Source organism: Planktothrix sp. PLAVEN19ND (assembly GCF_057220675.1).
The window spans coordinates 1,036,236-1,058,203 of record NZ_CM170132.1 but is presented as its reverse complement, the minus strand read 5'-3'; the positions used below and the strand labels follow the sequence as shown (position 1 = coordinate 1,058,203).

Genomic DNA, 21,968 nt, shown 5'->3' with positions numbered 1-21,968 from the left:
TCAACTTAACGCCAAAAGCTCGGAAATAAATTTCGGGCTAAGATAACTAATAACTAATAACTGATAACTGATAACTGATAACTAATAACTGATTAGGATATTATTATGAATCGGTTGGATAATACACAACAACTTCAATCTAAATTGGATCAACAGGTCTTACTACATCGGATGACGAACCGTATTCGTCAATCCCTGGAATTACCGGGAATTTTAACCGCCACCGTTGCCGAAATTCGTTCATTTTTGGGAACGGATCGGATTATGATTTATCAATTTAGTCCCGATGGTAGTGGGGAAGTGGTGGCCGAATCTCGCGATCTCGATCGCGATCGCCTTCCCTCCCTATTGGGATTACATTTTCCCGTCGATGATATTCCCCCCCATGCCCGGGAAATGTTTTGTTCCCTGCGTCAACGCACTATTATTAATGTCGGTGAGGGAAAATTTGGGATTAGCAATGACTTAGGAGAAGCCCAAACTCCATCAGGGATAGACTATCGCAGCCTTGATCCTTGCCACCAAGCCTATTTAACCGCGATGGGGGTAGAGTCTTCCCTGGCGATTCCGATTTTGCTCAACTCCCCCAATAACCTAGTCGGTGAAACTCCGCTACTCTGGGGATTATTAGTTTCTCACCACGCCGAACCCCAAACCCTTGCTGAAACAGATATCCAAGTGATCCAGTTATTAGTGGATCAATTGGCAATTGCGATCACCCAGACTAATTTATTAAGCCAAACTCAACAAAAAGCCCAACAGGAAGCCACCATCAATAGTATTGCTTCTCTACTCCATGAACGCCCGACGATTGAACTACAAGAGGCATTAGAAGCCACCGTTAAAGCCCTGGCTGGAGTGGGGGGACGGCTCTATGTTCCGGCCTATTCCCTGAGTCCGGTGGAGGTGTTCACGGCGGGTAAACAGCCCCATGCTCCTATGGGTAGTGCTTCAGGTATTTTAGAGGAACATCCCCTGTGGCAACATTGGTTAAGTCAAGGTTATGAAACGCCCTCCCATCATTCAGGTATACCGAATCAATCCTTATCTCCTTGGGTGATCACCGATGTTTATAAGGAATATCAATGGCGGGTTTTAATCTCAGCCTTTCAGTCCACATTAATCCGAGGATTATTAGTTTTACCGATTCAATCTCGTCAGCAATTATTAGGGGTACTGACCATTTTTCGGGAAGAAATTGATACAGAAACTTTGTGGGCGGGAGAATTTGATCCGAGTATTAAACAGATGATGCCCCGGCAGTCTTTTGAAATTTGGCGAGAGTCTAAACAGGGACAAGCTCAACCTTGGACAGAAGAGGAGTTAACTTTAGCCACAGCATTAAGTCGTAAATTTGCGATGGCGATTCAACAATATCGATTATATCAAGAAGTTCAAATTTTAAATATTAATTTAGAGCAGCAAATTGCGGAAAGAACCTCTCAACTTCAACGCTCCTTAGATTTTGCTAAAACCCTAGAACGAATTACCGATCAAATTCGTCGGACGCTGGATTTAAACGCCACTTTATCTTGTTTAGTGCGGGAAGTTAGAGTTTTATTAGATACGGATCGGGTGGTGATTTATCAACTGATTAGTGGACAGGCGGGAGAAGTTGTATTTGAAGATCGACGGAAATCAATTGGCTCGATTTTGGGGATTAAAACACCCGATGATTGTTTTCCCAAGGAGATGGCGGATCTTTATCGAGAAGGAAGAATGCGGGCTATTTCCGATGTTTATAAGGAAAATTTAGCCCTGTGTCATCAAGAATTTTTAGAAAGTTTGTGCGTGAAGGCAAATTTAATTGTGCCGATTAATCAAGAGTCTAAATTGTGGGGATTATTAATTGCCCATGAATGTACCCAGACTCGCAATTGGGAAGTTGAGGAATTAGATATTTTACAACAATTAGCAGATCAAGCAGCGATCGCCATTTATCAAACGGAATTGTATCAACAAAGTCTAAAATCCGCCCAAAATGAACAGGCGAAAGCGGAACAACTCACCCAAACTTTAAATGAGTTACAAAAAACCCAAAGTCAACTAATTCAAACGGAAAAAATGTTAAGTTTGGGGCGGTTAGTCGCGGGAGTTGCCCATGAAATTAATAATCCGATTAATTTTATCTTTGGCAACTTAATCTATGCCAGTGAATATAGCCAAAATTTATTAACTCTAATTCAACTTTATCAACACCATTATCCCTGTCCTCAACCGGAAATTGTTAAATATATTAGCACCATTGAGTTGGATTTTATTACCCAAGATTTACCTAAAATTGTGGAATCGATGCAAAGTGGGGCCGATCGCATTCGTCAATTAGTTCTCTCTTTACGCAATTTTGCCCGACTAGATCAAGCGGATTTAAAATTTGTTGATATTCATGAAGGAATTGAAAGTACATTATTGCTGTTACAACATCGCCTGAATATTGATTCAGACACGACCTCTCCATCCATTCAAGTGAAACGACAGTATGGCGACCTTCCCCCCGTGGAATGTTACGCCAGCTTACTCAATCAAGTATTTATGAATCTTCTTAGTAATGCCCTAGATGCGTTAGGATTACAAGTGCAGGGAGCAAATCAGTCGCCGTCCTATCCAGAACAGACACAACCCTCTTTAGAAATCCGTACAGCCTTGAGGGATGAAATTACAGCAGCACCTAAAATTGTGATCTCGATCATTGACAATGGTACGGGTGTTCCTAATGCCTTACTTCCCCATATCTTTGATCCGTTTTTTACCACAAAACCTGTGGGTCAGGGGACGGGATTAGGGTTATCAATTAGTTATCAAATCATTGTTGAAAAACATCAGGGATCGCTCCAATGCCTCTCTCACTGGGGAATAGGAACGGAATTTAGAATAGAAATTCCTTTGAGACAATCTTTACCTGATGTGGCTCTCGATTCGTAAACGGTAAAATTCATATCCAAGATTATAAGTGATGTTTTATACTGTAGATAGGTTGGCAAACTGATAGTATTAGGCACTTGTATATGATCGTAAATCAGCATCAATGGGAGCAATTACGAAAATGCTGTCTAAATGACAGTACCTTTGCCCAATTGCAGGGAATTTTAAACCTGAAACTCTTACCTTATGAACTAGAATTATCTAGTTTGACGAGTTGGGAAGATTTACAGGATCTTGCTGACAATAGCGAGGATATTTTTGTCGAAGATGTTACCCATTTAAGGCAACTACAAGACACTTCAAATTCTCTCTTAATTCAAGCTCAATTGCAATCTCAGCGTTACAAATCCATATCAAAAATAATTGGGCAAATCAATCAATGTTTAGACCTGGAAACCCTGTTAAAAAATACGACGGAACAACTCCAGCAATATCTCAAAGTTGATCGGGTGGCAATTGTAAAATGGTATAGGGATACTGAAAATATCAAAGGAAAATATATTGCTGAAACAGTATTACCTGAGTTTAGATCCTTGTTGAATTTTGAGATCAAAACAGAAGAATTATTGGGTTTTAATCCCACCGCACAAAATCATCAACCCCTAGTAATCTCAGATATTTATTATAGCGGATTTAATCCCTTAATGTTCCAATGGATGAGGGATTATCAAGTTAGAGCAAAATTAGGGGTTTGTTTATATAAAAATCAACAATTATGGGGATGTTTATGGGTGTATGATTGTCACCAACGCCGAGATTGGCAACCCGATGAAATTGAATTTGTTACAGAAATTGCTCAACATCTAGGAACCGCAATTGGGCAACGGGAGTTAGGTCAAGCAATATCCCAAGAATTAGAACAACGAAAAACATTAACCAGGGTGATTAGTCGAATTCGAGAAACATTAAATCTTAATCAGCTTTTTCAAGCTACTGTAACAGAGGTTAGACAGCTTTTAAATGCGGATCGAGTAGGTGTTTTTCGCTTTAATCCCAATTCGGGATATGGGGAAGGAGAATTTATCTCCGAAGATGTAGTTGCGGGATTTAATTCGGCTTTAGCTCAAAAAGTAGAAGATCATTGTTTTTCGGATCAGTTTTATAATCTGTATCAACAGGGTAAAATTAATGCGATTCCTGACATTTATCAGGCTAATTTACAAGAGTGTCATCATCAAATTTTAGCCCAGTTTCAAATTCGAGCTAACTTAGTTGTTCCTCTGCTTAAATCCCAAAATCTTTGGGGTTTACTGTGTATTCATCAATGTGATTATCCTCGCCATTGGCAACCCGAAGAAATAGAATTTGTCAGTCAAATTGCTCAAAATTTAGAAGTTGCTTTACAACAAATTGATTATATTGAACAGGTACAAGAACAGGCAAAAACAGTAGCGCAGTTAACTGAAAGACAAAAAGCCAATGAACAGCAAAAATTGTTATATCAAGTTATTGAAAAAATTAGAAATTCTTTAGATATTTCTACTGTTTTTAATACTACTGCCGCCGAAGTTAGAGCGTTTTTAAATGCCGAGCGAGTTGTGGTTTATCGCTTTAGTTCCGATTGGTCGGGTTATTTTGTGGCTGAGTCTGTGACGGAAGGATGGAACTCTTTACTAGATACGGTTTCCCATGATTCAAGATACCTATTTACAAGAAACTTTAGGAGGACGGTATCGAGATAATAAAACCTATGCCGTTGATGATATTTATACCGCCGGACATAATCCTTGTCATATTCAATTACTTGAACAATTACAGGCTAGATCCTATATCATTGTTCCAATTTTACAAGGACAATCCCTTTGGGGATTACTCGCAGCTTATCAAAATTCCTATCCCCGTCATTGGCAAGAGGAAGAAATTAAGTTACTAGCTCAAATTGGGACTCAATTCGGAGTCGCTTTACTCCAAGCAGAACTCTATGCAGGGATTCAAAAAAAAGCGGAGGAATTAGCTCAAGATTTACAACAAACCCAAAGTCAGTTGGTACAAAGTGAAAAGATGTCGAGTTTAGGGCAGCTAGTGGCTGGAGTCGCTCATGAAATTAATAACCCTGTTAATTTTATTTACGGAAATCTGAGTTATGCTACGGACTACACCAGAGATTTATTAGAGTTAGTTCAATTATATCAAAAACAGTATCCTGATATTTCTGAGGAGATTGAAGATAAAATTGAAGAAATAGAATTTGAGTTTATTCAAGAGGATCTCCCCAAGATTTTATCTTCGATGAAAGTTGGTGCTGACCGGATTCGGCAGTTAGTTTTATCTTTAAGAAATTTCTCCCGTTTAGATGAGTCTGAGGTGAAAGCGGTTGATATTCATGAGGGGATTGATAGCACCCTATTAATTCTACAACATCGCTTAAAATCTAAACCCGATCGTCCGACGATTGAGATTATTAAGAAATATGGGAAACTTCCTAAAGTGGAGTGCTATGCAGCCCAATTGAATCAAGTGTTTATGAATATTATTAGTAATGCTATTGATGAATTGGAATCCTTATCTAAGGAGTCCTTAGATACTAGATATTTAGCTATTTCAATTCAAACCCAGTTAGTGCCACCGAGCCAAGAACAACCGATAGAAAGGGTTAGAATTATTATTCAAGATAATGGTCATGGCATTCCTGAATCAGTTAAAAATCGGGTTTTTGACCCATTTTTTACCACTAAACCTGCGGGTAAAGGCACGGGATTAGGGTTATCGATCAGTTATCAAATTGTAGTGGAAAAACATAAGGGAATGATTGAATGTCAGCCTTTACCCGAAGAAGGGACAGAATTTATTGTGGAAATTCCGGTTCATCAAATCGGATAAATTACGTTCCAAATCTCACCCCAATAGAGTAAAGTTTCTTTGCACCCACCTACTAACTATTCCCCATTCCCCATTCCCCATTCCCCATTCCCCATTCCCCATTCCCCATTCCCCATTCCCCATTCCCTATTCTATTGAGTTTTACTAACCCATTCTACGATGCCATCGGCTAAGGTTATTGCTAGTTTTTGTTGTTCTTGGGGATTAACAATCCATTCAAATTCTTCGGGATTAATCATAAATCCCAATTCTAATAACAAAGATGGGGCAACCGTAGGACGAGTCAATGCCAAATTATTCCAAAATACGCCATAGGAAGGACGGTTAAGTTTATTCACTAAATATTCATGTAAAAAGACGGCTAAATCGTGGGCTTGAGGGTTATACCAAAAGGTACTTACTCCTTTGGTTTTGATGGCATCTCCATTATCGGGTAAGGCATTATAATGAATAGAAAGGGATAAATCCGGTTCCTGTTGATTAATCATTTTTACCCGATCTTGAGGGTACAAATCTTCATCGCCGTTGCGGGTCATAAATACCGATGCACCGCGTTTAATTAGTTCGGTTTCTAATAGTTTAGAAACTACTAAATTGACATCTTTTTCAGGATATCCTGTCGGCCCTTTTGACCCTAAATCATTGGGGCTGCCATGACCGGGATCAATTAAAATTTTTAACCCCGATAAGGGTAAATTTGATTGGAGGTGTGGGGGATTTTTCAGAGATAAAACTAAAGTTGTGCCATCATAACGGAGTTTATAACCCCATTGTTGTTTGGTTTTAAAATGAAATGTATATTGCACCGCATTTTGTGATTCTCCCAGGGGAGATAAAATCGGTTGCCAATCCATACGCGAAATTAAAGGATTATCATTAAACCGAATCGTATCGGTTTTTGCCGTTGTGTTATGGAGGGTTAAGGTTAAACTCTGATCTTCTTGTTTAACGGTGATGGGAACTGCCACTTGTAGAGGAAAAGAAACCTCTAACCAATCCCCAACTTGACGAGAACTAGCACTTCTAATTAAGGAATTCGGCGGGACTGACTCGGTGGTGATCCGGGTTTCATTGGCTTTAATCCACCCCCCATAATCAAGACGTAAATAATCTCCTTGTCGTCCGATAATGGTGGCACGGGTTCCCTTTGGTAAAGGAGTTAAACGGGAATGATCGCTACTCGGGCCAGTGCGGGCTACGCCTTCATCGACGATGACTTCAGCCACTTCAAATTGAGTCGGAGAGAGAATAGAAATTTTCCCCGTTGCCCGTTGGGTAATGGTTTGATTATTCAGGGTTAATTGATATTTTGCTTGACCTAAATCTAAGGATTTTTGGGGATCGGAAAATGGCAAATTCTCGGCGATTTTCCCACATCCTTGATATTTTACTGTATCAGATTTTATCGGTTGATTGGTTCCAGTTAAAACCGCTTTGTTATCGGGTAATTCTAAGCTCTGGGACTGGGGGGATAAAGATAGGATTTGTCCGGCTAATTCAACAGAAACCGTTGATTTTTCTGGGGCGATCGCACTAAAACAAATTAACTCCCCGGGGAGGATAGCCAGATTCTCAGAGGGAGTTAATGAATCCTTTAAAAAGCTGACATTATTCCCAGGGCTCGCTTCAGTGGAAATTCGAGTAATATTAAGTTTGATTTTTTGATCTTTGTAGCGTAAAATGAAATTGTTTTCCCCAAGTTGCAATGGAAATGTGGGTGCAAAGTGACCAGCTTGGCTTCGGGGAACCACTTGACCATTAATCGAAACTTCTCCATCGGGTGTTGCTGTTCCAATCAAAAAAATACGGTCAGAGGTGGTTTTGTGATCTGGCGGCGGATAGGCAACATATAAAGGTTGTTCGGCCGATGTTGAGGATACCAAGACCATACTGATTAGCGTTGTTAGTCCCAGAATTCGTTTCATGAGTGTCATTTGAATTGGTGTTAAACCCATTGTATCGATTTAGGGAGTATGGGTATTACCCCCCATGTTTTCCGGGTTTTAGCTACGATTAATTTTTATTGCCATTAGACAATAGGAATTGATTGCCACTGAGTTTTTGAATTAGGGTATTAGGGTGCAGCCAGTACCAATAGCCACAAGGAATCCATACTATGAACCGTGAGTTTTTTAGCTTAACCGAAAATGATTATATTGTTAAGTTAGGTAAAGATGCCTTCACCATTTCACGATTAAAAGAATTAATTGCCCTACAGTTGGAGGAGCATATCATTAATTATGGAGACTTTTTTAATTTGACTTTTTCTCCTGCTAAACATAATGATTTTTGCTTTGATATGCGTAGTGTTCAATTAATGTTTCCCTTCGAGGGGATGAGCGGTTATTTACTTCCCCTGGGTTCTAAGGATTGGATTCCGGGTCAGGTTAGAATTCAAGCCAATTTAAAACTAGATCCTGAAACTTTGGAACAAAGTTTTTCCGTTGATATTCAGTTTGCTACGGATGAACCTCGATTAATGGATATTTTTCACTATCCCAGCAATTTTAAGGAAGATCAAATTACTAATCACGGGCTTTCTTCCTGCCATTTGCTCCATCAATCTTAAATTTTGATCAATTTAGAGGCTCTAATTTTTGGACACCCCACAGTCAGATAGGATTCACTTCTATCTGACTGTGGAGTGCTGTTTTAAAGCATACCCCGGTTTTTGTTTTTTTAAAAGGCAAATCGCAACCAACGATTGAGGCTATTGATAGAGCGATCGCACACAGAAGGTTGGGGTATGCCCTGATTTTGACTTTCCCATTGGTCGATTAATTGTCGCCCCAGGGGAGTGAGGCGAAAACTATCCGTAATCCCCTGACCATCAACTTCTCGACGCAGCACCCCCACCTGAATCAGCCATAACAGGGTATTTTCTGCGGCTAGTTCCGTTAGAGCCACACGGGTATAGGCACAACTGACCCCAGACTCCCCTGCAATTACAGTCAGACTGACACTGTTAAACCGGATCGTTTGGAACAGTAGCAGTTGAAAGGGAGAACACCGGATTGCCCGTTCTGCCCGTTTTAAAGTGCGTTCAGAATATTGAATTGAAGACTTACCGGGAGATTCCAAAACGGTCATAACGCTCTTAATGGGATAACGTTCTTTTTTGTACTGTATCCCAGATCAAGGGTTAAGAGCGAAAGAATTGATGGCAATATAATACCATCTCACCGTGGTCAGGAACCCAAGCCACCCACTCATCCTCAGTCACTTGGCATAGGAGCAACGCTTGATCATGGCTATAGGGATTGGGTTTTTCCCGCATCTGTACCCAGGTAGAGGGATTAAATTCCGAGGTATACCCAACAATAGGTTGCCATTGGGGTTGAATCCCTGTATCCGCTTGTTTGAGATTAAGTTTCATAATTTTTTGTCCCTTGTCAACCGTTGATGCTCAAGTTCTAGGAGTCTGAACCTGATCAATAAAATTATTTCTGTATTCAGAGTTACATAATTATCAATACAATCCAAGATTCTGTTGCAGAACTTAACGGTTGCGATGTATTATCAGGGCTGAATTTAACAACATGAACGCCGAGGATTCCAATATCGGGATGAAACTTCCCCAAGTTGACGGGCTAACTTTCTTTAGCAAACACAAAAAACAATCAATTTGTTATCCCGAAAGTTGCTCAATCAAAGAAAACGGCGTAAAACTTCCCAAGCTAGGGGTTGTTAAAGCCAGAATCCTAAAAACAATTAGCAGTAAAATTAAATCTGTTACTGGTGCGGGTCTTCTGACTCCCACTTTTGATAAAAATATTTTTTCCAAAACATAACGATTATTAATTATAGACCAGACTGCAAGTCATCAAGAGGATCAGAGAAGTTGTCAATAATTTTTCCTGAGAACTCAGTGTAATTACGGAATATAGTTGATATACTTGAACTACAAAGGCAGTTTTGTTATCGTTGGCTGCCCTGGTTGAAGAATTCGAGGTTTAATTAGGGGGTAAAACGATTATGGTTTCTAGCCTAACATTAAAAAAAACAATCCCATGGGTCAGCTGTTTGCCCTTAAGTATAGCCCTAATTTTCACCTTGGGGGTAAGGTTCGAGGCAACTGTCCAGGTCAGTTTCACTCAGCTGTATAAACAGCTTGACACCTCGCAGTTAATCTGTGAATATGTTCCTCCCGACACGGGAAACCCCCCGGCTGGAGACGGTTCAGGTTCTCGAACCTAATCTAAAACAGGCGGAGATTTCCAGATGCGGTTTTCTTGAATTAAGGTATGAACTTGCCAGTTTGGGTCTGACTGTGGGTAGTCTTGTCGAAAATGCCCCCCACGACTTTCGAGACGAAACGCTGCACTCTTCAAAATCAACTCCCCAATACTCAGTAAGTTATGGGTTTCTCCCCACTGTTTCAAGTCGCTGTGGGCGATTTTTTGTATTTCCAGTTCAGCCGAAAAATTGGGATGTAGAGTCGATAAAAATTGGCTGATAGGTAGGGCTAAAAATTCTTGAGACCACGCTCTTACTTGCATTAATCCCTCCTGCAAATGATCGGACTGGCGACAAATCCCGGCACTCCGCCAAAGAACATCGGGTAACTGAGATCGAATTGTTTTAATGGTAGCATATTGTTCTTCCCATTGGGTGGCGGGTGATACTGAGTTAGGTACGGGAGCAGACCCCACCCCACCCGATTCAGTTTCAGTAAAACCGAGATCTTCAATCGATGCCATTTGGGCGCCGAATACTAAACATTCTAGCAAAGAATTACTCGCTAAACGGTTTGCCCCGTGAACTCCCGTACTTGCAGTTTCACCGACGGCATAAAGTCCAGGGATAGACGTTTGACTTTCGGTATTGGTAACAATACCCCCCATCCAATAATGGGCAGCGGGAGTCACAGGAATGGGCTCATGGAGAATATCAACCCCCCATTGTTGGCAAACCTGAATAATATTCGGAAACCGATACTGGATTTTCTCGGCTGGAATTGAGCGTAAATCTAACCAAACCCGTTCACTATTGGCTCCTGCAATTTGCCGTAATTTTTGTAAATGGCTAAAAATCGCCCGACTTACAATATCTCTGGGGGCTAATTCTCCCCGCTCGTCATAATCAAATACAAATCTGTGTCCCTGGGAATCAATCAGGTAGGCTCCTTCTCCTCGCACCGCCTCACTAATTAAAAATCGAGGAGCCCCGGGTTGGGTTAGGGCCGTGGGGTGAAATTGGAAAAACTCTAAATCTCGGAGTAATGCTCCCGCTCTCCAAGCCATCGCCACCCCGTCCCCCGTACTCACACCGGGGTTGGTAGTGTGAGCAAAGACTTGACCTCCTCCCCCCGTTGCCAGGACAACGGCCTTGGCCTTTACCCAATAAATATGGCTATTATGAATTAAGCTGACTCCCTGACACCGTTGACCCGAGGCATCCATCCATAAATCCAGGGCAAAGGCGGGGGAAATAATTTTAATATTCGGTCTTTCTAAAACTCGTTCTGTCAGGGTTGTGATCACTGCCCGTCCGGTTGTGTCGGCGGCGTGTAGAACGCGGTGACGGGAGTGGGCGGCTTCTAAGGTTAGGGCTAACTGGCTTTGATGGCGGTCAAAGGCCACGCCTAATTCTACTAAACGCTGAATACACTCGGGGGCGTGATTAACCAAAAATTCTACCGCCGACCGTTCACATAATCCGGCTCCCGCTTTTAAGGTATCTTCCAAATGCAGACTGGGAGAGTCATCGGTTGAAATCGCTGCCGCAATGCCTCCCTGGGCCCAATCACTCGCGGACAGGGGCAAAACATCTTTACTGACTAAGCCAATGCTCAAATGTTCGGGTAAACAAAGGGCGGTATATAATCCAGCGGCTCCGGTTCCCACTACCAATACATCAAAGGTTAGGGGAAACTCGGACGGGAGGGAAAGATCAATGGAGGTCATGAGTCAGTGCCAGAATCAAGGGTTGGTTTCAAGTCCAGACGGATTTCAACAGATTAGACTAACTTTAAGGATTATGTTAGATTTTTAAGTCTATTGGCATAATCCTAGCATTCTGACCTGAGAATCAAAGGATGCAAGCCCTAAATTCATTCATGGGGCAGGGACGCGCCAATCGCCTAAGGGCATCGCTTCGCACTTGGCACGTCTCTACACTAAATCCCACCAAATGGTCTAGTCGTAAGCCCCAACATTTAACCGTTGGTCGCCTTCAATAAATACGGATTCTGGAGGCGTTACGGTAAAGTTATCTAAATTCTTTTGCAGAATTTCCTTTTGTTTTTCTGTCAAACCAGAAATTTTCAATACATCTTCCACGGAATTATAGGGAGCATTCTTAATAATGACTGACCCTAATTTCGGAAACATTCCTTTATATTGACGAAAATCTCGCAGGTCGCTATTATTTAAGTCCAATTTATTGCGAACGGTGGCCATTTTCTCGTCAACCCGATTTTTCCGAGGGGCTTCCGTTGCTAAGATCGGGGAAATCAACCCATACTGCATTACATTGACGTTTGCAGCTAAAACATTTTGATCTCCAGTCCATGCGAAGCAACCGACTATCAAAACCAACAAAGCCAACAGGCGACTTAATCGTTTCATCAACGCTTTTCTCCCAACTGACATAAACAGCATTTACAAGAATTTGATATTTTCAGGCGAATCGAGTAGCAGACTGTATTTTACCATCTTAAGAACTTCTACTTCAGTCCCCTAGCTCAATGGAAAAACGGGCTACTCCCCTAGCCAAAAACCCCAGATTTGCAATCACAGTTCAGTTTATGCTGTTGTCAACCTTTTCCGATTTAATGTAAATTTTCTTAAAATTTGTTAACAGTTGGGGGGCGCAATTAAAATTCAGCCGTCCATCTCTACAAAATAGCTAATTATAAGTTTAAATTATCCTTAATTGGTTATAGTTTTAAATTTTAAAATTAAAATCATTTTTTTCGGCTAATTTTGTCAAGAGGTTATTGACTTCCATTCGCAACTATTGACGAAATTCCGGGGTTTGGTGCTATAATACAAAAAAAATAGTCTGGGGAAGTTTGGCTTATTCAAAAAATAGGGGTGAAAAAACCCTATCTTTCGTGTAATCCTAATACTACAGCCCTGAATCTTACCCAATCTGTTGTACAAATTTTTCAGAGGCTAGATCCAGAACCCCAGAGTCGAGCTTGACAAAAATACAGTTTTGTGTATCACGTCCATTTTCGCTGTTTCAAGCGTTTCCAATGGGATGATTTTAAATTGATTAATAATTGTCGCATTTGTTTGAGATTCACCGACTTTCCGCCATAGCGCCAACCGATATAGGCCTGGGAGATTTCATCAATTACTTCAACTTCGGAAATCGAGTGATATTGGTGTAACCAGGACACATATTCTAACGGGGTTTGGGTAGGAGATTTGGGGTATCCTTTACTCGCTAAAACCTGTAAAAGTTGTTGATAGAGACTTTCTTCCGGGGGTAACTTGGCTAACCAGCGACGATAGCGCCAACCTCGCCAAATATCCCAACTTAACCAGCCGAAAAATGCCATAATTGTTGTGACAATTAATCCGCTAAAAATCCCTAACCATCCTTGGGTAAAGAGACTAAAAAACCAGCGAATTACTTGGAATATCCCTAAAATTAAACGGCCTAAAATCGCTTGTAATCCATTGGCAAGTGGAGAAGGGAGCCAACCCGCCACCCAATCCCAAAAGGCTTTTAAGGCACTAAAGGTTTGATCTTCTTCCACTGAGGGAGGAATTAAATCCATCCCCGGAATGGGGTTAAAGGCAAACCAGCCATATTCGGGAAAATATACCTCCGTCATCGCAAAAGCATCGGTATTTTTAACCACATATAATCCTGTAAAGGGATTAAATTCCCCGGGGTTAAACCCGGCTACCAGACGGGCCGGAATTCCAATTGAACGTAACATCATAGTTAAAACCGTAGAAAAATGATCGGGGTAGCCTCCGGTAATTTTTTTTCCGGCGGGACTGTCTTGATACCCAAAGAGAAAGGCTTCTACTAAGTCTTCATTTTTTCTTAAAAACGGCGGTTCTTCTTGTAGTTTATAATTGGGGTTTTGTTTGAGATACTGGGCTAAATATAAGGCTTTTTCATAATCGGAATCTAAGGGTTTTTTGTTCTGGGCGACCTGATGCACACTGGCAAGAATTTCTTCGGTTTTTTTTCTGACTTTTTCTTGAATTTGATCGGGAACTTGTAAATAGTATTTTTTGATTCCTTCAGGATAGTTTTTAGAAGCGGCTTGTAACTGCGCCCGATTGCGCAGGGGAACTTGAGAAACCACCGTATAGGTCATCCCCTCTCGTAATTCTAAAGGCGATCGCAAATTCCCATCGGGATCAATAGCAATTTCCTCCGTCGGGAAATAGACTTCTTTCGGTTTATTCATCGCCGGAATTAAACTCGGAAGTTGTTGAAGTACGGTATAACTTTGAATCACTTCCTGAGTTTTTGCATTAGTGATGGGCGGAAAAAGATTAAATTCATACGACCAACGGGGACGTCTTAAAGTCATGGTTCTATTATTTCGAGAAATTTCCCATCCCTGTCCGGTATATTGGTCAAAAGCTACCACCCGCCAAAATCCCCTGGCTTGCGATCGCACCCTTAATACTTCTTGGGGTTTTAAATTTCCCCGTAAATTCTGATTAATTTTGGTATTAAATCCATAATAGAAGGTATCATTGAGAGTCCCTGCCCCCGTTTCCTGATTTAATCCGGTGCCACCTGCACCCGAATTATTATTATTATTTCCCGAAGACACATAACCCGGATTTAAAATTCGTTGTCCATCAAATTGTCCGGGGGGCATATCAATCGGAGAACTTACCGGAAAAGTTCTTAACTGATAGCTGGGAAACCGAGGGAGAACCATAAAAATAGTTAATCCCAACCCAACAACCACTAAAAAAATAATTCCTAAAGACTTAAAATTGACCCCGCTTCCGGGTGGCTGGGACGTTTTTTTGGCGTTAAATTGAATCTCCCCCAATCCCAAACGAGAACGATAATCTAAAATTAATGTCGGTAAAGCTAAAGCCAAAAATACTAACACCACAGGCCCAAACGCCAAAGTTTGACTGAGAGTTCCCGCTACTCCCATCAAAATTAATCCAATCACCATCGAATAGCCTAAATCTTTCCGCCGGGGTAAATCAAAACTGTGTAAAACCTGTAATTCTATTAATAATCTCGCTAACGCCAACCGTGTATCATTCATTTCCCCAAACAGTCGCCCAAAAAATGCAGCGAGGGCAACTAACATCCCAATAGCAATACAAAATTTAACAGGCACATTGCGATGGTAACGACGAAACCAACTCCAAGTTGCGCCAACCATGCTGACCGGAATTGCCCATAAATTCAGGGGTTCTTCAATAGCAACGTCCGTGGCAATAATCCCGGCAATCACTAATAACTGTACCAATACCCGCAACCCAAGGGAATCTTCTGGTATGGGCTTGGGCATGGCTTCAATCCGTCGCCATAATTGACTAATCACAGGGATTGAATTTGTCATCGTTTCGGCTTGCTCGGCTAGGGGTTCAAAGTTCCACCCTACTCTAACTCAATCTAACCTAAACTTCCAACCCAACCCGCGGTTGGGGACAAATGGCAAAACAGAGGGGATTCTGCTCCTCACTATCCAATAAAACGTGAAGTTGATAAATCTGGTTCGGTTCAGGGTTAATCAATTCCAGGGGTAAACATCCGGGGGAATTACGTTTTTTCGTTACTGATCTGTCATTTCCTAAGAGTTGTAACCGTCCGCCATCGGGAAGTCTGCCCCAGATTTTTAAGATTGTACCAGACTCAGTTTCCACATAGTCTACATCAACGGTAAATGGCCCTAAAGTTGTTAACCATTCCTGATGAACCGTCGATTGATTCAAATGACAATTGAGGGTTAAAGTATGCAGAAGTTCCTGAGTGGCTAACAATAACAACACCATTTGTTGTTCGAGGGTAGCCGTTTCATAACGGGGTTGGGACTCCCTTAAATCTAAAGATCCCCTTAAAGATCCTCGAATTACTAAACCCGCTAATTCATTTAAGGGTTGGGACTCGTTGGGAAATAAAGTTTCCACCGCCTGAACTAATTTAGCTCCTTCTTGTAGGCCAGATTTTAGCAGGGTAAATACAGGAGCCAGTAACTGGGCAAAAACCTGATCGGGTAGGGGCATCGACCATCTCAATTGTTGTCGGTGAACCATCCACAAATGAGTAGCAGGAACCTGTTCTTCTCTAAATACGTCGGGGTACTCATTCAGTAAGTCAGTGCCGATCGGTTCCCACGGAAACAGGGGTGGGTTCATTTCAATCCTGGCTCTAAGTTTTTCTCTTAACACGGTCTCAAATCGGTTTTTCACAATTTCTATCTCTCCTACGGGTGAATATTGAATTTCCGGGCGGAAAACCTGCTCCTGGGGAGCGAGGGGAGCGAATTCATCCCATTCTAGGTTTTCCACCTCAGAAATCTGATCGGGCTGTGTATGGGGGTTTAATCCCTCCTCAGCCGAATCAGAGGTATGGACGGGGGTGTCCCGCCCATACCAGTGTTGTTGTAACAACCTGTCAAAAAATCGGCGTTCAAACCCTTGCTCGTCTTGGTTTGTTTCGTTATTCATCACTAGATGCCCCTGCTCCGGATACCGAATGATTCCTGATTTCCCAAGCCAATTCTAACAACTTAAACCAGCGTTTTTGAATCTGAGCAGTTTTGCAATTTAAAATCTTAGCAATTTCGACCTCGGGTAATCCCTGCTGTTTTAAACTTAATAAACGCTGCTGATTTGCACCGATTTGATTTAAGAATTCTTGCCATTGATGGGGTAATAACCCTAAATCCCGTTCTAAATCTGCTTCTAACCATTGGTGAACTAATTCCCAACGGTGGCTTAAAGCAAATCGCAGTAGATGGTACTTAAATCGTTGCTGTAAATAATCGCGCTGACGAGGCGTTAATCCGAGAATTTCCTCAATTTCACGGGTTGGTAAATCCTGTAACCGCAAGACAAAATAGTCAGCACAATCTTTTTGTTTGTGTTCTTCTAAATAAGCAATCAGTTCTCCTACTACAGTTTCCCTGAGAGAGTCGGACTCTGATTCGTTGGACTCGATGACCATAGCAGCCCGAACTTGTCCGAGGGAGGAATCATGATTACTCGTGTCTGATTCACTTCCTCCGCCCTGGGCGGCTAATTCTAAATCGACAAAACTTTCTTTAGGCTGTTGTTGAGAGAAGGTTTGCGCTCTTAAAATAATCAATTGTTGACTCCGACCTCGGGCTAAAGGAATTCGCCGTTTACCGTAGCGTTCCGTAAATGCCAGATATTCCGCTAGTTCTAACAGGGTTCGAGGACGGTAAGTCGCAGGTAACTGTGCTTCTTTGCGAAAGGCATTGAGGGTTTCTAAATAAAAGGCTTGTAAAAAATCCCTGATTAATTCCAATCGAGCTTGATAACTGGATTGGACTTGAGGAGGAGTAATATATCGATAAACAATCGCGCTCAAGGTACTATGTAATTCTAAAGACCCTTGTTTTGACCCTAGCTGATAATATTGAATACATTGCTGTAAACGATGTTGGGCTAGTGTCATTGCCCAGGTTTCTACATCCCCGGAATCTTGAATCCGTTTGCTTTCTGTACAAATGCGGGTGGCTTCTTCGGTAATTCGTTCGGCGACATCCCGACAATTTTGTTCAGATGCACGGGTGGATAGACTCAGTTCTCTCAATAGCTTTTGGAAAATGGTTTCGCCCCAGCAGATTTCCCCCATGATGTCTAGTTACTACAATGACCCTAACACAGTGATTCTGTGAGTTAGCTTGGATTTCCGGATCATTTTTTGTAGGGGCGGGTTCATCGAGATTGAGGTGATTCACAAAGATCTAAAAGAACCCGCCCGTACCCCTGTTAATATTCTTGATATTTATTTTTTTTAAACCTATGAATTTAGACCCACAAATTCAGTCTTTAATTGATCACGCGCCTCAAGATGGAACAACACCGCAGATTGTGGAAGCGATCGCTCCAGCGTTAAAATTATTAGCGGAACAATTAGAACATCCCGAATATTATATTTTACAAACTTTAGACCAAAGTTGGGTGGTGCAACCGTTTATTAATGTAGATCAACCGCAGATTAAAAAACGAGTGATTTATGCTTTTTCTACCTTAGAAGATGCTTTGAGTTATACGAATCCTGATGCGGATTCTCAGGTTTTAGCGATTCCTTTACCTGTGACCCATATTTTATTTCAAATGGTTGTTTTAGAAATGCCGGATAGTTTATGCTTTTTTGAAACGCCGAATAATTTTCAGTCGGCTACGGAAATTAAACGTAGTGAAATCCAAGAGTTAATTCAAGTTTATTTACAGGACTATCAACAACGGCGTCAGTTAAAATCCCGGAAAATTCCGCCGAATATTGCTTAAGAAGGGAATAGGGAATAGGGAACAGGGGTAATACTTCTGGCTGTTTCGTGAACTACCTACACCGCCCTAATCGGGTCGGTGTAGGCTTCCGAATTCACAGACCGATGCCCTTAAAATTATCATAATTAGTTTCAATCCCTGATAGGGATTATAAGGTATTGCGACTGGACTTCTGCAAGTTTGAACTGCCAGGGGTTAGCCACGTTTCAATCCCTGATAGGGATTATAAGGTATTGCGACAGCCATCAATGATTTGGGGCTGTCGCCATATATCTGTTTCAATCCCTGATAGGGATTATAAGGTATTGCGACGTAAAATTCCACCCCCCGATGGTTGGGATAAGCAGTTTCAATCCCTGATAGGGATTATAAGGTATTGCGACGAAAAGTTCCCTATGTTTTCACCAAACACCCAGGCGTTTCAATCCCTGATAGGGATTATAAGGTATTGCGACCAGGATGATTCAGGTTCCGTTTTCCCAGAAAATTGTTTCAATCCCTGATAGGGATTATAAGGTATTGCGACCCAGCAGGACTGGAGAATATACAATGCAGTTATTCAGAGTTTCAATCCCTGATAGGGATTATAAGGTATTGCGACTACCAGGACTTTTTAAGCCCAACAAATTACCGGATTATGTTTCAATCCCTGATAGGGATTATAAGGTATTGCGACTCCACGAATACCATTTATGAAGCTCTAAAATTTCGTTTCAATCCCTGATAGGGATTATAAGGTATTGCGACATAGATTCTGTAAACTTTTCCTTACCTTTTTTTAGTTTCAATCCCTGATAGGGATTATAAGGTATTGCGACCTGAAAAGATTACGGCACTCTCAAAGCGTAGCGTATGAGGTTTCAATCCCTGATAGGGATTATAAGGTATTGCGACCCGAAAACAATGACAAATCTTGCGATCCTAGAAAGGAATGTTTCAATCCCTGATAGGGATTATAAGGTATTGCGACAGAGAGGGAGAGGAAAGCCCCGTGATTACGCTCAAATCAAGTTTCAATCCCTGATAGGGATTATAAGGTATTGCGACATCAGTCAAGATTAAACACACGGAGTAAAAGATTATGTTTCAATCCCTGATAGGGATTATAAGGTATTGCGACCTCAATGCAGTGCATTGATGGATTGCAACAAAACGAACTTGTTTCAATCCCTGATAGGGATTATAAGGTATTGCGACCTGAGTTTAATAACCCAAATTCATCGGGGTCTATGTTTCAATCCCTGATAGGGATTATAAGGTATTGCGACCCGAAAACTCTGGACTTATTTGGCTGCAACAATGTGCCTGTTTCAATCCCTGATAGGGATTATAAGGTATTGCGACCCCAGACTAAAAATAGTGAAAGAAAACTTATGATGTTTCAATCCCTGATAGGGATTATAAGGTATTGCGACTGGGAGACAACAAACACAGAAGCAAAATCTAATGATGTTTCAATCCCTGATAGGGATTATAAGGTATTGCGACCGTGGAACAATTGGACTTACTTCTCAAAGATAGAGCTGTTTCAATCCCTGATAGGGATTATAAGGTATTGCGACGAGATTCGTTTGGACTGTTTCAGGTAAATATTGACGTTTCAATCCCTGATAGGGATTATAAGGTATTGCGACCCTTGGGGGTGTCCGTCTCTTAGTATCTGAATATTCAACGTTTCAATCCCTGATAGGGATTATAAGGTATTGCGACCATTGGGGAATTATTGGTCAATGGTAAAATATCCCTCTCGTTTCAATCCCTGATAGGGATTATAAGGTATTGCGACGCCTACCACTCCTGAGAACTTGAAACTTAGTAATATTCTGTTTCAATCCCTGATAGGGATTATAAGGTATTGCGACCAGACCCAAGAAATTGTGCCACAGACTCAAGAAACTATACGTTTCAATCCCTGATAGGGATTATAAGGTATTGCGACGCGGGGCAACCTGTTAGGCATTTCCTTTAATAAGTTTCAATCCCTGATAGGGATTATAAGGTATTGCGACAGAACAGAATCCCAGGGGATGAGCATTGATTAAGGTGCGGGGTTTCAATCCCTGATAGGGATTATAAGGTATTGCGACCCTTCTTTGTTTTTAAAATTATAAGTTTGAGTCTGGTTTCAATCCCTGATAGGGATTATAAGGTATTGCGACTCCTGGTGAATATAGTCTGACTCTTGAAATCGTTGTTTCAATCCCTGATAGGGATTATAAGGTATTGCGACATAATTTTGCTTTCCTTTTGTTGATTGTTTGTTTTGTTTCAATCCCTGATAGGGATTATAAGGTATTGCGACAACCTCCATGAAGGTATGGACGATGAAGATATTTCGTTTCAATCCCTGATAGGGATTATAAGGTATTGCGACCTGAGATCGGGGAATAGCTGGGCTAATTCTTCCTCGTTTCAATCCCTGATAGGGATTATAAGGTATTGCGACTTAAGTGTTTCCCACTGAAGTTAGGGGCAACAAGTTTCAATCCCTGATAGGGATTATAAGGTATTGCGACCTGGTTCAGCATTGGTGGTTTAAGGAAGAAGATCCTGTTTCAATCCCTGATAGGGATTATAAGGTATTGCGACCTCAAATCCAAAGTAGCGATCGCACAATGTCGGATGGATGTTTCAATCCCTGATAGGGATTATAAGGTATTGCGACAAGCAAATCAGGGTCGGTTATCAAATCAGACTGGAAGTTTCAATCCCTGATAGGGATTATAAGGTATTGCGACTGTTAATAATCTACTGCCTCCAACCTACAAAGAAAGTTTCAATCCCTGATAGGGATTATAAGGTATTGCGACATAACTACTTTTTTAATTTATCAAGCTATAGGGATATAAGTTTCAATCCCTGATAGGGATTATAAGGTATTGCGACCCTTCAGAATGTAGTCTAGTGCTTCTCAGGATTCTGTTTCAATCCCTGATAGGGATTATAAGGTATTGCGACGCCTTATGGCTGTGGTTCTTCCTCTGCTTCTTGTGGGTTTCAATCCCTGATAGGGATTATAAGGTATTGCGACGTATCCCAGTTGTCTGATAAGAAGCGTTTGACGTACTCAGTTTCAATCCCTGATAGGGATTATAAGGTATTGCGACCTTGATGACTCCTTAGAAAAGAGGTACTATCTTGATAGATTGTTTCAATCCCTGATAGGGATTATAAGGTATTGCGACCTCAAATCCTTGGGGATGACCGCAGGGACTGAACAAGGAAGTTTCAATCCCTGATAGGGATTATAAGGTATTGCGACCCGTAGATACCTCGAACGGTGTCCATGAACTTTTCGTGGTTTCAATCCCTGATAGGGATTATAAGGTATTGCGACATGGATTGTTGCCGATGAAGGTTATGCAAAACTAGGTTTCAATCCCTGATAGGGATTATAAGGTATTGCGACAATAGGAGAGGGATTCTATCAGCAATTACAGCAAAATGTTTCAATCCCTGATAGGGATTATAAGGTATTGCGACCTCAGCCTGATATGGATTCTTGTATCGGTCTCCTTGATGTTTCAATCCCTGATAGGGATTATAAGGTATTGCGACAATAGTCTTAGAAGCCAAAGTTTCAACCCATCATGTTTCAATCCCTGATAGGGATTATAAGGTATTGCGACCCATTCATCCCAAATGAACACCAATTTAGTAAATGATTTGTTTCAATCCCTGATAGGGATTATAAGGTATTGCGACCTTATGGCTGTGGTTCTTCTTCTACTTCTTCTTGTGGGTTTCAATCCCTGATAGGGATTATAAGGTATTGCGACAGAAATGCGATCGCTT

At 41.4% G+C, this 21,968-nt stretch carries 13 protein-coding genes and 1 CRISPR repeat array (1 of these 14 only partly in view); of the genes, 5 read left to right on the top strand and 8 right to left on the bottom strand.

The window, feature by feature from the left end; translation table 11 throughout:
• Positions 1 to 105 precede the first annotated feature (105 nt).
• The 3 genes from AC2D3N_RS04670 (at position 106) to AC2D3N_RS04660 (ending at position 5,742) form a co-directional block, all read left to right on the top strand.
• Positions 106 to 2,922 carry a GAF domain-containing sensor histidine kinase gene (locus AC2D3N_RS04670; RefSeq protein ID WP_484692925.1) on the top strand — a complete coding sequence of 939 codons (2,817 nt, stop codon included), beginning with the start codon at positions 106 to 108 and terminating at the stop codon, positions 2,920 to 2,922.
• Between the two features lie 83 nt (positions 2,923 to 3,005).
• Positions 3,006 to 4,604, top strand: a complete 1,599-nt coding sequence (locus tag AC2D3N_RS04665; protein ID WP_484692924.1) for a GAF domain-containing protein — start codon at positions 3,006 to 3,008, stop codon at positions 4,602 to 4,604.
• Positions 4,552 to 5,742 (top strand): sensor histidine kinase, encoded by a 1,191-nt coding sequence (locus tag AC2D3N_RS04660; RefSeq protein WP_484692923.1) that lies wholly within the window; start codon positions 4,552 to 4,554, stop codon positions 5,740 to 5,742. Before AC2D3N_RS04665 ends, AC2D3N_RS04660 begins: the two co-directional genes overlap by 53 nt.
• A 131-nt stretch (positions 5,743 to 5,873) precedes the next feature.
• Here AC2D3N_RS04660 and AC2D3N_RS04655 read toward each other — a convergent pair whose 3' ends face one another.
• Positions 5,874 to 7,667, bottom strand: a complete 1,794-nt coding sequence (locus AC2D3N_RS04655) for an N-acetylmuramoyl-L-alanine amidase (RefSeq protein WP_079679561.1) — start codon at positions 7,665 to 7,667, stop codon at positions 5,874 to 5,876.
• A gap of 191 nt (positions 7,668 to 7,858) precedes the next feature.
• On the opposite strand from AC2D3N_RS04655, the gene AC2D3N_RS04650 reads away from it, so the two are divergent.
• On the top strand, positions 7,859 to 8,311 hold the full coding sequence (locus tag AC2D3N_RS04650; protein WP_079678719.1) for a KGK domain-containing protein: 453 nt from the start codon (positions 7,859 to 7,861) through the stop codon (positions 8,309 to 8,311).
• Positions 8,312 to 8,421: 110 nt separating this feature from the next.
• On the opposite strand, the gene AC2D3N_RS04645 is transcribed toward AC2D3N_RS04650, so the two are convergent.
• The 7 genes from AC2D3N_RS04645 to hetZ all read right to left on the bottom strand — a co-directional run bounded on the left by AC2D3N_RS04645 (position 8,422) and on the right by hetZ (position 17,514).
• Positions 8,422 to 8,832, bottom strand: coding sequence for an Npun_F0494 family protein (locus tag AC2D3N_RS04645; protein WP_484692922.1), 411 nt, complete (start codon positions 8,830 to 8,832; stop codon positions 8,422 to 8,424).
• Positions 8,833 to 8,884: 52 nt separating this feature from the next.
• Positions 8,885 to 9,118, bottom strand: coding sequence for a hypothetical protein (locus tag AC2D3N_RS04640; RefSeq protein ID WP_079678715.1), 234 nt, complete (start codon positions 9,116 to 9,118; stop codon positions 8,885 to 8,887).
• 817 nt (positions 9,119 to 9,935) lie between these two features.
• Positions 9,936 to 11,648 (bottom strand): L-aspartate oxidase, encoded by a 1,713-nt coding sequence (gene nadB, locus AC2D3N_RS04635; RefSeq protein ID WP_484692921.1) that lies wholly within the window; start codon positions 11,646 to 11,648, stop codon positions 9,936 to 9,938.
• A gap of 231 nt (positions 11,649 to 11,879) precedes the next feature.
• Positions 11,880 to 12,335 carry a photosystem II complex extrinsic protein PsbU gene (psbU, locus tag AC2D3N_RS04630; RefSeq protein WP_484692920.1) on the bottom strand — a complete coding sequence of 152 codons (456 nt, stop codon included), beginning with the start codon at positions 12,333 to 12,335 and terminating at the stop codon, positions 11,880 to 11,882.
• A gap of 575 nt (positions 12,336 to 12,910) precedes the next feature.
• The gene (locus AC2D3N_RS04625; protein ID WP_484692919.1) at positions 12,911 to 15,253 is read right to left on the bottom strand and encodes a transglutaminase TgpA family protein; all 2,343 of its coding nucleotides are present in this window, start codon (positions 15,251 to 15,253) and stop codon (positions 12,911 to 12,913) included.
• 58 nt (positions 15,254 to 15,311) lie between these two features.
• Positions 15,312 to 16,361, bottom strand: coding sequence for a hypothetical protein (locus tag AC2D3N_RS04620; RefSeq protein WP_484692918.1), 1,050 nt, complete (start codon positions 16,359 to 16,361; stop codon positions 15,312 to 15,314).
• Positions 16,354 to 17,514 carry a heterocyst differentiation protein HetZ gene (gene hetZ, locus AC2D3N_RS04615; RefSeq protein WP_079678705.1) on the bottom strand — a complete coding sequence of 387 codons (1,161 nt, stop codon included), beginning with the start codon at positions 17,512 to 17,514 and terminating at the stop codon, positions 16,354 to 16,356. Before hetZ ends, AC2D3N_RS04620 begins: the two co-directional genes overlap by 8 nt.
• Positions 17,515 to 17,684: 170 nt before the next feature.
• Here hetZ and AC2D3N_RS04610 point away from each other — a divergent pair, with 170 nt between their 5' ends.
• On the top strand, positions 17,685 to 18,173 hold the full coding sequence (locus tag AC2D3N_RS04610) for a hypothetical protein (RefSeq protein ID WP_484692917.1): 489 nt from the start codon (positions 17,685 to 17,687) through the stop codon (positions 18,171 to 18,173).
• Positions 18,174 to 18,301: 128 nt separating this feature from the next.
• Positions 18,302 to 21,968: a CRISPR direct-repeat array (repeat unit 37 nt; unit sequence GTTTCAATCCCTGATAGGGATTATAAGGTATTGCGAC); it runs 129 nt beyond the window's last position.